Origin of the sequence: Vibrio sp. TRT 17S01 (assembly GCF_050113695.1) — a bacterium.
Lineage (GTDB): Bacteria > Pseudomonadota > Gammaproteobacteria > Enterobacterales > Vibrionaceae > Vibrio.
In genome coordinates, this window is record NZ_JBNJOG010000002.1 from 276,103 (window position 1) to 289,055 (window position 12,953).

The following is a 12,953-nucleotide window of genomic DNA, read 5'->3' on the forward strand; positions in this document are numbered from 1 at the left end:
CAAGTCACGTTTTGACGTAAAATTTGCGCCCCTTATTCCATTAGGTGGAATAGGCCTGACTTGAGATCAGATAAAGAGAATTACACATGACTGAGAAAGCATTCGTACCTGAGCTACTGTCACCTGCAGGTAGCCTTAAAAATATGCGTTACGCATTTGCCTACGGCGCAGACGCGGTATACGCAGGCCAACCTCGTTACAGCCTTCGCGTACGTAACAACGAGTTCAACCACGAGAACCTAAAAATTGGTATCGATGAAGCACATGCCCAAGGCAAAAAGCTTTACGTGGTTTGTAACATCCAACCACACAACTCAAAGCTAAAAACCTTCATCCGCGACTTGAAACCAGTGGTAGAAATGGGCCCAGACGCATTGATCATGTCTGACCCAGGTCTAATTATGATGGTTCGTGAAGCCTTCCCTGAGATGCCGATTCACCTGTCAGTTCAAGCGAACGCAGTAAACTGGGCAACCGTAAAATTCTGGGCGGCTAACGGCGTTGAACGTGTGATTGTTTCTCGTGAGCTTTCTCTAGAAGAGATCGAAGAAATTCGTGAACATTGCCCTGAAACAGAGCTTGAAGTTTTTGTTCACGGCGCACTATGTATGGCTTACTCAGGCCGCTGCCTACTTTCTGGCTATATCAACAAACGCGATCCTAACCAAGGTACATGCACTAACGCATGTCGTTGGGAATACAAAGTTGAAGAAGGCAAAGAAAACGACACTGGCGACATCGTAGAGAAATTCGACCCAGCAAAAGCTCAAGCGGTTGAAGTTCAAGATGAGCGCCCTGAAACCACTATCGGTCGTGGCAAACCAACCGATGAAGTGGTTCTGCTTTCTGAAGCGCACCGTCCAGAAGAAAAAATGGCGGCATTTGAAGACGAACACGGCACTTACATCATGAACTCGAAAGACCTACGCGCTATCCAGCACGTTGAGCGTCTGACCAAGATGGGTGTTCACTCATTGAAGATCGAAGGTCGTACTAAATCTTTCTACTACTGTGCGCGTACTGCGCAGGTTTACCGTAAAGCGATTGATGATGCCGTTGCTGGTAAACCATTTGACGAGAGCCTAATGGGCACGCTAGAAAGCCTAGCACATCGTGGTTACACCGAAGGCTTCCTACGTCGTCACACGCACGATGCTTACCAAAACTACGACTATGGCTACTCCGTGTCTGACGCACAGCAATTTGTTGGTGAGTTCACGGGCAAACGCCGTGGTGATCTGGCTGAAGTTGAAGTGAAAAACAAATTCGTTGTCGGTGATAGCCTTGAGCTTATGACACCAAAAGGCAACGTGATTTTCACGCTAGAAGCGATGGAAAACCGTAAATCAGAACAAGTCGAAGACGCAAAAGGAAACGGCCACTTTGTATTCATCCCTGTTCCACAAGACATGGACTTAGAATACGGCCTGTTAATGCGTAACCTAAACTCAGGTCAGGATACCCGTAACCCAACAGGTAAGTAATCATGGCATTACTGATCACTGACAAATGCATTAACTGCGACATGTGTGACCCAGAATGTCCTAATGGGGCAATCAGCATGGGTGATACGATCTTTGAGATCGATCCTGCGCTGTGTACTGAATGTAAAGGTCATTATGAGAAGCCAACGTGTCAGTCGGTATGTCCGATCACGAAATGCATTATTACGGATCCGAACCACGTCGAAACCGACGAAGAGTTACTCGAAAAGTTCGTAATTATCCAAGGGTTAGCATAACCTTTTGACTGAAAGACAAACGCCGCTCAATGAGCGGCGTTTTTAGTATTAGCGGGAGTGACTTTGATCGAGGAGTGTCTGACACATCGCAGGCATCACTTTTGGCTTTTTCTTTTTCGGTTTAGTCGCTGTATTGGTTGTTTTTAATACAGGTTTCGGTTGTGGCTTCCAACTCGCAAGCTCGGCACCACAACCATCACCGGCGGGCGGGGCGGCTTGTGGTAAGCACTGCGTACTGCCTTGTGGACACTTCAGACGTACATGCATATGGTAATGGTGTCCCCACCATGGTCGCACCTTCCGTAACCAGCCTCTATCACTGCTCTTTTCACTCTGACAAAGCTTTTCTTTGATCACGGGATGAACAAAAATTCTTACTACCTCTTGATCCGAAGCTGCTGCTTTCACTAGTTCAAAGTGGCGTTGATCCCAATTACTCTTGCGTAACTTGTACTGTTCAAGATTCACTAGGCTCATCGCTTTAGGCTCTGCTAACTTCTCTGGTGGTAGCTTTTCGTCAGCAAAACGCAGCCAGATATCCGCATCCAAACCCGTTTGGTGGCTAGTGTGCCCAGAGGAGAACCGCCCTCCCTGTGGCAGCGAGAGATCACCAATCAATAAGTTAGTATGCAAATCCTGCTGTGCAAAGTGGGACAGACGCTCGATAAAAGCGATGGTATTGGGGTGGCCAAAGTAGCGATCACGTTGGCTACGAAGCACTTGATAGCCTTCCCCTTTCAAAGGCAGAGCAGCGGCCCCGACTAAACAGCCATTGGCATAGCTACCAACTGACTCTGAAGGTAGCGAAGAGGGCTGTGTTAGCTTTTCCCAAGGGCTTGCAGAAACTCCTAAAGAAAGAAAGGACGCCAGTAGTAATAATTTCCGCTTCATCCTTTCTCCTTACATCATTGGATGGCTTAGGTATTGCTAATAATGCTCACCGTTATCGTAGTAGCCCTTCGCTTCTAACGCAGTGAAAATAACAGCCACATCAACGTCTTCACCGATGATGCCGCGAACTTGCCGAGTAATGGTTTGAGCAACCGCGTCTTGCGTTTCCTGCCCGCGATCAAACCAAAGCACTTCAACAAATGGGTAAGCTGGATTCACTTCCCCTTCAAGATAAAACGTAGTGTAGATGTATTCGAAGGTGAAGTCTTCACGAGGACAATCCATTAATGGTTGAAGCTCATCAATGAGAGATTTCGATAGAGTCTGCACTGTTTGTGGCTCAACAGCGCGAAAACGTAGGTGTGGCATAAGTTGCTTCCTTTTATTGTTTTAACAAATGATAGCAACTTACTTATGCAGAAGGAAACTAGGATGCTAGTGTTGTGAAGGCATAAAAAAACCGCCATAAAAAATGGCGGTTTTTATTAACGAACCTGTCGTTATGGCATTTGATCTAGCTCTTCGCCTTCTTTTTCCACTTGTGGTGGCATTAGGTGCTCTTTGGTGATACCGAGTTTCAATGCCAGTGCAGAAGCCACATAGATTGAAGAGTACGTACCAACCGTAATACCTAGTAGAAGTGCTGTCGCAAAACCATGAATCATAGCACCGCCTTGAGTAAACAAAGCGATCACAACAAACAAAGTGGTACCCGATGTGATCAACGTACGGCTCAGAGTTTGTGTGATAGAGCTGTTCATAATGTCAGCTGGCTCACCTTTACGCATCTTGCGGAAGTTTTCACGGATACGGTCAAAAACAACGATGGTATCGTTGAGCGAGTAACCAACAACCGTCAATAACGCCGCCACGATGGTTAGGTCAACCTCAATTTCCATCAAAGAGAACACACCAAGCGTAATGATCACGTCATGTGCCAATGCGAGTACCGCACCTGCAGCTAAACGCCATTCAAAACGCATCGATACGTAGAGCAAGATACAGATAAGAGAGACCAAAATTGCAAGGCCACCTGCTTCTGTCAGTTCATCACCCACATTCGGGCCAACGAACTCGATACGGCGCATTTCAACACTTTCACCCGTACCGTCTTTGATGGCAGATAAAATCTGGTTACCCAGCGTTTCACCTGCTACATCATCACGGGGACGCAGTCGCACCATAACGTCACGAGCACTACCGAAGTTCTGAACCGTCGCATCGCCGAAACCTTTCGCATCAAGCGCGCTACGGATATCTTCTAAGTTCGCTGGTTGCTCAAAACCCACTTCAATCAGCGTACCGCCCGTGAAGTCTAAGCCCCAGTTCAACCATTTCGTTGACAGCGTGAAAATCGACGCCCCAATCATCAAGAGAGAGAAGACAAACGCCACCTTCGACCAACGCATAAAGTCGATCGTTTTTTCTGCTTTTAGAATTTGAAACATAATAATTCCCAGCCTTAGATCGACAATTTGTCAATGCGTTTGCCACCATACACCAAGTTCACGACGCATCGTGTACCGATAATGGCAGTAAACATTGAAGTCAGAATACCGATGGACAGTGTAACCGCGAAGCCTTTGATGGCACCCGTACCCACAGCAAACAAGATGATTGCCGTGATCAAGGTGGTAATATTGGCATCGGCAATGGTACTGAACGCGTTTGCGTAGCCTTGGTGAATCGCTTGTTGTGGATTGCGTCCATCACGTAGCTCTTCACGAATACGCTCAAAGATCAGAACGTTCGCATCCACCGCCATACCGACCGTCAGTACAATACCGGCAATACCCGGTAGCGTCATTGTTGCCCCAGGAATCATCGACATGACACCGATGATCAATACGAGGTTAGCCACCAACGCAAGGTTCGCGATAAAGCCAAACTTACGGTAGTAAAGCAGCGTAAACAACATCACCGCGACCATACCCCAGATACAAGCCTGAATACCCATGTCGATGTTCTGTTGACCCATAGATGGACCAATCGTACGTTCTTCGACAATAGAAATCGGAGCAATCAACGCACCCGCACGTAGTAGTAGCGCTAAGTTATGCGCTTCAGCAGCGGAATCAATACCTGTAATACGGAAGTTACGGCCAAGCGCAGACTGAATCGTTGCTTGGTTGATCACTTCTTCATGCTTAGAAAGAATCACTTTGCCTTCAGGTGTACGGCGACCACTGTCTTTGTACTCAGCAAACACTGTTGCCATCAGCTTACCGATGTTCTTCTTCGAGAAAGCAGACATCTTGTTACCACCTTCGCTATCAAGCGAGATGTTAACTTGTGGACGTCCGTATTCATCGACACTTGAACTTGCATCAGTGATGCTTGCACCGCTTAGGATGACACGTTTTTTCAGCACAACAGGGCGACCATCACGATCTTGCTTGATTTCGCTACCTGCTGGTGCACGACCACTTGCAGCAGCTGCAAGATCAGCTTTTGAGTCCACTTCACGGAACTCTAGTGTCGCTGTAGCACCCAAAATTTCTTTTGCACGAGCTGTGTCTTGAACACCCGGTAGTTCAACCACAATGCGGCTTGCTCCTTGGCGTTGAACCAATGGCTCAGCAACACCCAGCTCATTCACACGGTTACGAAGAATAGTAATGTTCTGCTCAACGGCGTAGTTGCGAATTTCTTGCAAACGTTGCTCTGTAAAAGTGGCGACAAGTGCAAAACGACCGTTGCTATCAGAGTCAGCAAATAACATATCAGGATGTTTTTGCTCAAGAAGACGTTTAGCTTGTTCTAATTGCTCCGCATCACGAAGAAGCACTTCTACGCCATCTTTACCAGCAGGACGAATAGCACGGTAGCGAATTTTTTCTTCACGAAGTTCACTACGAAAGGCTTCTTCTTGTTGCCCAACTAGCTTTTCCATTGCAGCATCCATATCCACTTCCATTAAGAAGTGAACACCACCACGTAGGTCAAGGCCAAGTTTCATTGGCGCAGCGCCGATAGATTCAAGCCAATCAGGCGTTGAAGCGGCTAAGTTCAAAGCAACAATTTTATCTTTGCCAAGCGCTTCGCTGATAACATCACGCGCACTGATCTGAGTATCAGTATCGTTGAAACGAACAAGAATTGATCCATTCTCAAGAGCAATGGATTTATGGGAAAGGCTCTGTTTATCAAGAGCTTTAGTGACAGCATCCAGCGTTGACATATCTACAGAGGCACCACGCGCCCCTGTAACTTGAATAGCCGGATCTTCACCGTAGAGATTTGGAAGTGCATACAAGGCAGCGACGGCAATGGCCAGCACCACCATCAGGTACTTCCATAAAGGATAACGGTTTAGCACAGCGAGGATCCTCTAGCTGTTTTATAGAGATTTAAGCGTACCTTTTGGTAGCACTGCGGTTACGAAGTCTTTTTTGATTACAACTTCATTGTTTGCATTAAGCTCAATAGAGATGTAGTCATTGTCTTCTGAAATTTTAGTGATTCGACCAACCAAACCACCGCTGGTTAGTACTTCATCACCTTTTGACATTGCTGCCATTAGGTTCTTATGCTCTTTTACACGCTTTGCTTGTGGACGGTAGATCATGAAGTAGAAGATCACCGCGAACATACCTAGCATGATTAGCATTTCAAAACCGCCGCCTTGAGCTGCGCCTTCTGCTGCTGCGTGAGCTTTAGAAATAAACATTAAAACATCCTCTATTATTTTTTTAGATAATCCAACAAATTGGGCTTTCGTACTTTCGTTTCAAGTCCAAGAACAAGTAATAGAGATCACTCTCTCAAAATTTCGGTACGTTCGCTTACTTTATTAGCAAAAGCCTTTGGCATCTCGCCAAAGGCTTTAAATACGTTATTTAACTAGTGGTGGAACTTCACGATCGCGACGCGCGTAAAATTCTTCCACAAACTGGTCGAAGCGATCTTCATCAAGCGCGCTACGAATGCTCTCCATCAAACGCTGGTAATAGCGCAAGTTATGAATGGTGTTTAGACGAGCACCCAAAATTTCGTTACAGCGATCTAAGTGATGTAGGTACGACTTCGAGTAATTCTGACAAGTGTAACAGTCACAATGCGGATCTAACGGTGTTGTATCCGTTTTATGTTTCGCATTACGGATCTTGATCACACCACCCGTTACAAACAGGTGACCATTACGCGCATTACGTGTTGGCATAACACAATCAAACATGTCGATACCGCGGCGAACCCCTTCCACTAAGTCTTCAGGTTTACCTACGCCCATCAGGTAGCGTGGTTTGTCTTCCGGAAGTTGAGGACATGTGTGTTCAAGAATACGGTGCATGTCTTCTTTTGGCTCACCAACAGCAAGACCACCAACAGCATAGCCATCAAAACCGATTTCAGTCAGCCCTTTAACGGATACATCACGTAGATCTTCATAAACACCGCCTTGAACAATACCAAACAGGTTGTTCGGGTTTTCGAGTTTATCGAAGTGATCACGTGAACGTTGTGCCCAACGTAGTGACATTTCCATCGATTTCTTTGCTTCATCGTGCGTCGCTGGGTATGGCGTACACTCGTCGAAGATCATCACGATGTCTGAACCAAGGTCTTTTTGAATTTCCATCGACTTTTCAGCGTCCATGAAAATCTTGTCACCATTCACAGGGTTACGGAAATGCACCCCTTCTTCCGTGATTTTACGGATATCGCCTAAGCTGAATACCTGAAAACCACCTGAATCTGTAAGAATAGGACCTTGCCAGTTCATAAAATCGTGCAGGTCGCCATGCATTTTCATCACTTCTTGCCCAGGACGTAGCCACAGGTGGAAAGTGTTACCTAAAAGAATTTCAGCACCCGTGCCTTTTACTTCTTCTGGCGTCATGCCTTTTACTGTGCCGTAAGTACCAACAGGCATAAATGCTGGTGTTTGCACAGTGCCACGCTCAAAGGTCAGTTGACCACGGCGAGCGTTGCCGTTTTTCTTCTTAAGATCGAATGATAATTTCACGAAGCCTCCAAGTGTCAGAGAAACAGTCTGACATTAAGTTCAGAGCAAGATAGTAATTACCTTAACCCTCTCTACCCTAAATAGTTGGGGTTGCAGCTAGGCGACAAGTAGATTCAGCCCTATGAGCATAGAAAGCTCTATGTAATTAGGGTGAATTTACGCAGTCAACAACGCTGCTACGCCAAATATAACGGGTATAGTAAGGAGCGGTCGCCTTCCATGCGAGAGACAAAGTAACCTTTTACCTTGCTTCCTAGCCTACTGCTAGCACTCGTAAATATTTGTAATTTAGAACTAACCAGCAGAGCTAGTCTGTTTTTTTGCTTATAAACATAGAGTCGCCATAACTAAAGAAACGGTAGTTGTTCTCGACGGCGTGTTTGTATGCGTTCATTGTATTTTCATAACCTGCAAAAGCACTCACTAACATGATCAGTGTCGATTCTGGCAGGTGGAAGTTAGTGATCAAGCAATCCACTAACTGATATTCGTAACCCGGATAAATGAAGATTTCAGTATCACCAAAGAATGGCACCAATTCGGTCCCCTTCTTCAGCGCATCTTGCGCTGCGCTTTCTAATGAACGAACAGATGTGGTACCAACCGCGACAATACGGCCACCACGAGATTTGGTTGCATTAATCGCATCAACCACATCTTGCGGTACTTCAACATACTCGGCATGCATGTGGTGCTCATTGATATTGTCCACTTTCACAGGTTGGAAAGTGCCAGCACCAACGTGCAAAGTGACATACGCAAACTGAGCGCCTTTCTCTTTTATTTGAGCAAGCAATGCTTCATCGAAATGCAATCCAGCTGTAGGCGCTGCTACTGCACCAGGCTTTTGGTTGTAGACTGTTTGGTAACGCTCTTTATCTGAGTCTTCATCTGGGCGGTCGATGTACGGAGGAAGTGGCATGTGGCCAATTTCTTCCAAAATGTCCAACACCTTCTTGTCAGCATCAAACTTGAGCTCAAACAGTGCGTCATGACGAGCAACCATTTCAGCTTGATATTCATCATTTTCACCGAGGAAAATCGTCGACCCCGGCTTTGGTGATTTAGAGCAACGAACATGGGCTAAAATGCTTTGTTCATCAAGCATACGCTCGACCAAAACTTCTAGCTTACCACCAGAGGCTTTGCGACCAAACATGCGAGCAGGAATGACGCGTGTATTGTTAAATACCACCAAGTCACCCGGTTGGATCTGTGCCAATACATCCGTAAAAGTCCCATCAACCAAGGTGCCACTATTACCATCCAGTTGTAAAAGACGGCTTGCTGTGCGCTCAGGTTGTGGATAACGGGCAATCAGCTCATCAGGTAATTCAAAATTAAAATCAGATACTTGCATGTCAGGTACTACTCAGATATTGCTCTTCAACCAACCATTTATGTGGTTGAGAATGGGCCAGTATTTTAATCCAGCCGCTTAGTATAGGCGGGCCACGCGCAATAGCAAGGTGCAGTATTAAATTGAAACAAAACATTTCGTTTATAAAAACTGCAAAGCTTCTCACTGATAAAAACAACACCATTAATAAGGTTAATAAATCCTTAACTTGGGATTAATAACAACAATAAATATTTCATTAACTTTACAGACAGTAAGAAGAGGTAAGAATGCTGTTAAGACATCAACTGGGGTTTGGATTTGGTGTAGTCGTGACGTTACTACTCATCATTTCCACATTGTCGTTTTTTCGATTTGATGAAGCCTATAAGGGATTTCAAAACTATCGCTACTTAGCGCAAGCCAGCGTATACACAGGACGAATACAAGCGAACATTCTTGAAGCGCGTATCGCCGCCCTCAAATACATTCACGAACAAGATGAGACATACAAAGCCACGGTAGAAAAGCGCCTGCAAGCAAGTTTGTTGTTGTTGGATACCACGATTCAACGTACATCGGAGCCTGAGCTAAACACTGAATTCAATAGTATTAAACTACTGGTCTCTGACTATGGTCTGCTATTTAACCAAGAAGCGGCGCAGCTGGCGCAAAAAGAGCGGATTATTAATGGTAAATTGGGACAAGCAGGAACCGAGGTAAGACAAAGCCTCAATACCCTAATAGAACAAGCTAAGAACAACAATCAACTCGACACAGCGCTTCGTCTCACCGAGATACTGGAGTTACTTCGAGTGGGCTGGAATAGCAGTGTCACTTACTTTACTACTGGTACGACACAAGACGCAGCCAAGGTACTGGAAGTCATCGACAAAATTCGCTTTAACTGGAAAAACTTAGAGCTCATTGCTTATTCTGCTGAAGAAAAGTCATTATTCGAGGACTTTAATCGTGGTATCGATAACTACGAAAAAGAGTTCTTAGCCATCGAAACGATCGACCAAAGCCTAACTCAGATACGTACGCGGCTGAATGAAATAGGGTCATCCGCTGCGCAGCAAATAGAAAACGTAAAACTGCTCACCAAAGAGCAGCAAGACACCGTAGGTCCTGAGCTTATTTCAACCACAGAAAGTTCTAAAACCATTCTGCTATTTATCTCCATTCTTGCAACCTTGTTAGCCGTGTTTTTAGGTATTTACATATACAGAAGCATATTACGCACGGTTGGCGGTGAGCCAAATGAAATCGAAAAAATCGTTCATGCCGTTTCTGAAGGCGATTTATCCAGTCAAATTAAGACCACTGGGAATGAGAGCGGGATTTACGCCAATATTTTGTTGATGCGTGATGAGCTAAGTAAGTTGCTAACTGGCTTACACGGGATCTCTGATCGTGTATCGTCTGCGGCAACAGAACTCAACATGACCATGTCTGATACGGAAAGCAATGCTCAGCAAGAACTCAGTCAAGTTGAACAAATCGCGACAGCAATAACTGAATTGGCAAGCACAGCGAGCAATGTCAGCGAAAACGCGGCACACGCAGAGAGAGCGGCAAGCGAAGCCACGAACTATGTCAACAATGGTCAACAAGCCTTGAACCGTTCTGATGCACTATCCAATAAGATGAGCCACTCAATCGAAGACACCAATGTCATCGTCGATCAGTTGGTGGATTACTCGCATGAAATCGGCGAGGTTATCAATGTGATCAACAGTATCTCTGAGCAAACAAATCTACTGGCGTTGAATGCCGCAATCGAAGCAGCCCGCGCTGGTGATCAGGGTCGAGGGTTTGCAGTGGTTGCTGATGAGGTTCGCTCTTTAGCCGCTAAAACTCAACAATCTACTGTTGATATTCAAGAGATCATCTCTCGTTTACAAAACCAAGCGGATGTTGCCAGCCAACACATGCAATCTAATCTGGTACTGATTAATGAATCACAAACCATTAACTCTGATCTACAAGCTTCATTTGCTGAGGTTTCGAAATCAGTCACTGAGATTTCTGATGTAAACACCCAAGTTGCCACTGCATCAGAAGAGCAATCTAGTGTAACTCAGGACATCTCTCGAAACGTTTCGAGCACATTCGACATCGTCAATGAGAATGCCTCTGGAGTGAAGCGAAGCAAAACCACCAGCGAAGAACTTTCTACTCTGGCATCTGAGCAAAAAGTACTATTAAGTTTCTTTAGGATCTAGTCCATTGATACCTCTGAAGTCATTGATATTTCAGAGGTATCACTTCTATCCATAACGAATATTTTATCGAAAGAGGACGCTGCTCTCAGAACTGTATACGATTTCTTCCTATATTAAATAGTATAAGGCCAACGACAGGAGGCAGCCCATGTTCAAAGTTGAAGATATGATGACGCGCAACCCGCACACCCTGTTGCGTTCTCACTCACTGGCCGATGCCAAAAGCACAATGCATGCCCTTGATATTCGACATATTCCGGTTGTTGATGCGGACAGAAAGTTGCTTGGTATCGTTTCACAGCGCGATATTCTTGCCGCTCAAGAATCTAGCTTACAAAAACTTCCCGACACTGATACTTATACACTCAGTATCCCACTGCATGAAGTGATGCACACAGGGCTGATGACCGTTTCACCGAAAGCAGGGTTGAAACAAAGCGCCCTCTATATGCAAAAACATAAAGTAGGCTGTCTTCCTGTGGTTGATAATGGTGAATTAGTTGGCATCATCACTGACAGTGACTTTGTTGCTATTGCGATTAACTTACTTGAACTGCAAGAAGAAGTAGAGCCAGAGGAAATGGAATAGGTACAATAGTCTCTGTTTATTTGCGCTAAGAAGGTTCACTTCTTAGCGTTAGTGAGGTTATTTACTACGTAAAATTTCTGGCTGACGAGAAATCACACTAAGTGGTGTGTGTTGCCTTACTGTGAGTGTTGGTTCTAATAATACTAATCGCTGCTTTAACTCCTGTTGCAGGATAGCTTCAATCATCATATCAAACCCAAGTAGGGCAATTTTTCCTATCGGTTGCTTAATACTTGAAAAGCCTAATGACTGGGCAATATAGGTATCATCAAAACCTATTATATCAACCTCTTGTTCAAGCTGTTTCTCCCTTAAAGCATGGTGCAAGTGACCAGCGGCTAGATCATCTGAACAAAATACAGCTTCAATTGGGCTATCACTATGAATGATTTTATTGTCGATGAATTGGTACAAAGTGTCTGAGTTATATGGTGCCAGTACACTAGATTTGGGTAAGTCAACGCCCAATTTCTGGAGTTGGTTTCGATAACCACATAAACGATCAGACTGCGTATCACTGGCTCCGATGTAACCTAGCCTTCGATAACCTTGCTGGACAAAATGTTTTGCTGCTAGCTCGCCACCATGCTGATGATGAGTACCAATACTAATGGTGCCGGGTGCAGTTGCTGTCAGCAATACCACAGGAAAAGGCAACGCTTTTAATGGCGCTAAATGCTCCTCTTTTAGCGAGCGAGGAACAAGAAATACCCCATCTACTTTGTGATTAATACACTCAGACAAAAAGGTCTTTTCTAGCTGAAGGTTATTGCGGCTATTAAACAACAATAAGCTGCGGCCATGCTTGTATGCTTCTTGTTCCAATACATCGACAAGCTGAGAAAAAAACGGGTTAGACATATTACGCACAATGACGGCGAACAGCTTGGTTGGCTTTTTGCGCTTCTGCGGAGGCTTTTGATAATTCAGCTCTGTCATGGCCAACTCTACCGCTTGCTGTACTTCAATTGAAACTCGCTCGCTGCCATTAAGCACTCTAGACACCGTGGCAATAGAGACCCCTGCCTTTTTGGCTACATCACGAATCGTCATTGCACTCCCATCCAGCTTTTCTATCAATCAACGTCATATATTAACCTTCGCCATGTAACAAGACTTTGTGTTACATCACAACCTGTTCTCTATTTGTTCAAAACACCGTCAAATTGAGTGAATAAAAGTGCGGCGCTATTTTCACC

General features: G+C 45.1%; 12 protein-coding genes. 4 read left to right on the plus strand and 8 right to left on the minus strand.

The genetic code is table 11. The features are described from left to right. Nucleotides 1-86: 86 nt before the first annotated feature. Nucleotides 87-1,484 (plus strand): tRNA 5-hydroxyuridine modification protein YegQ, encoded by a 1,398-nt coding sequence (gene yegQ, locus ACQEXS_RS04515; protein ID WP_427012978.1) that lies wholly within the window; start codon nt 87-89, stop codon nt 1,482-1,484. A gap of 2 nt (nt 1,485-1,486) precedes the next feature. Beyond that, nucleotides 1,487-1,741, plus strand: a complete 255-nt coding sequence (locus ACQEXS_RS04520; RefSeq protein WP_367987150.1) for a YfhL family 4Fe-4S dicluster ferredoxin — start codon at nt 1,487-1,489, stop codon at nt 1,739-1,741. A gap of 48 nt (nt 1,742-1,789) precedes the next feature. Here the strand turns inward: ACQEXS_RS04520 and mepA are convergent, their stop codons facing one another. The 7 genes from mepA to queA all read right to left on the minus strand — a co-directional run bounded on the left by mepA (nt 1,790) and on the right by queA (nt 8,958). Next, nucleotides 1,790-2,632, minus strand: coding sequence for a penicillin-insensitive murein endopeptidase (gene mepA, locus ACQEXS_RS04525; RefSeq protein WP_427012979.1), 843 nt, complete (start codon nt 2,630-2,632; stop codon nt 1,790-1,792). A 36-nt stretch (nt 2,633-2,668) separates the two neighbouring features. Next, the gene (locus ACQEXS_RS04530) at nt 2,669-3,001 is read right to left on the minus strand and encodes a DUF1904 domain-containing protein (RefSeq protein ID WP_367987152.1); all 333 of its coding nucleotides are present in this window, start codon (nt 2,999-3,001) and stop codon (nt 2,669-2,671) included. A 131-nt stretch (nt 3,002-3,132) separates the two neighbouring features. Next, a complete protein-coding gene (gene secF / locus ACQEXS_RS04535; protein ID WP_367987153.1) occupies nt 3,133-4,080 on the minus strand; it encodes a protein translocase subunit SecF in 948 nt (315 codons plus the stop codon). A gap of 14 nt (nt 4,081-4,094) precedes the next feature. Further along, nucleotides 4,095-5,951 carry a protein translocase subunit SecD gene (secD, locus tag ACQEXS_RS04540; RefSeq protein WP_367987154.1) on the minus strand — a complete coding sequence of 619 codons (1,857 nt, stop codon included), beginning with the start codon at nt 5,949-5,951 and terminating at the stop codon, nt 4,095-4,097. Nucleotides 5,952-5,972: 21 nt separating this feature from the next. Beyond that, nucleotides 5,973-6,302 carry a preprotein translocase subunit YajC gene (yajC, locus tag ACQEXS_RS04545; RefSeq protein ID WP_367987155.1) on the minus strand — a complete coding sequence of 110 codons (330 nt, stop codon included), beginning with the start codon at nt 6,300-6,302 and terminating at the stop codon, nt 5,973-5,975. A gap of 165 nt (nt 6,303-6,467) precedes the next feature. Continuing rightward, the gene (gene tgt, locus ACQEXS_RS04550) at nt 6,468-7,598 is read right to left on the minus strand and encodes a tRNA guanosine(34) transglycosylase Tgt (RefSeq protein ID WP_427012980.1); all 1,131 of its coding nucleotides are present in this window, start codon (nt 7,596-7,598) and stop codon (nt 6,468-6,470) included. A 307-nt stretch (nt 7,599-7,905) separates the two neighbouring features. Further along, the gene (gene queA / locus ACQEXS_RS04555) at nt 7,906-8,958 is read right to left on the minus strand and encodes a tRNA preQ1(34) S-adenosylmethionine ribosyltransferase-isomerase QueA (RefSeq protein WP_427012981.1); all 1,053 of its coding nucleotides are present in this window, start codon (nt 8,956-8,958) and stop codon (nt 7,906-7,908) included. Between the two features lie 269 nt (nt 8,959-9,227). Between queA and ACQEXS_RS04560 the strand changes: the two genes are divergently transcribed. Beyond that, nucleotides 9,228-11,165, plus strand: a complete 1,938-nt coding sequence (locus tag ACQEXS_RS04560) for a methyl-accepting chemotaxis protein (RefSeq protein ID WP_427012982.1) — start codon at nt 9,228-9,230, stop codon at nt 11,163-11,165. A 148-nt stretch (nt 11,166-11,313) separates the two neighbouring features. After that, nucleotides 11,314-11,754 (plus strand): CBS domain-containing protein, encoded by a 441-nt coding sequence (locus ACQEXS_RS04565; RefSeq protein ID WP_427012983.1) that lies wholly within the window; start codon nt 11,314-11,316, stop codon nt 11,752-11,754. 57 nt (nt 11,755-11,811) lie between these two features. On the opposite strand, the gene ACQEXS_RS04570 is transcribed toward ACQEXS_RS04565, so the two are convergent. Continuing rightward, on the minus strand, nt 11,812-12,807 hold the full coding sequence (locus ACQEXS_RS04570; protein WP_427012984.1) for a LacI family DNA-binding transcriptional regulator: 996 nt from the start codon (nt 12,805-12,807) through the stop codon (nt 11,812-11,814). Between the last annotated feature and the right edge of the window lie 146 nt (nt 12,808-12,953).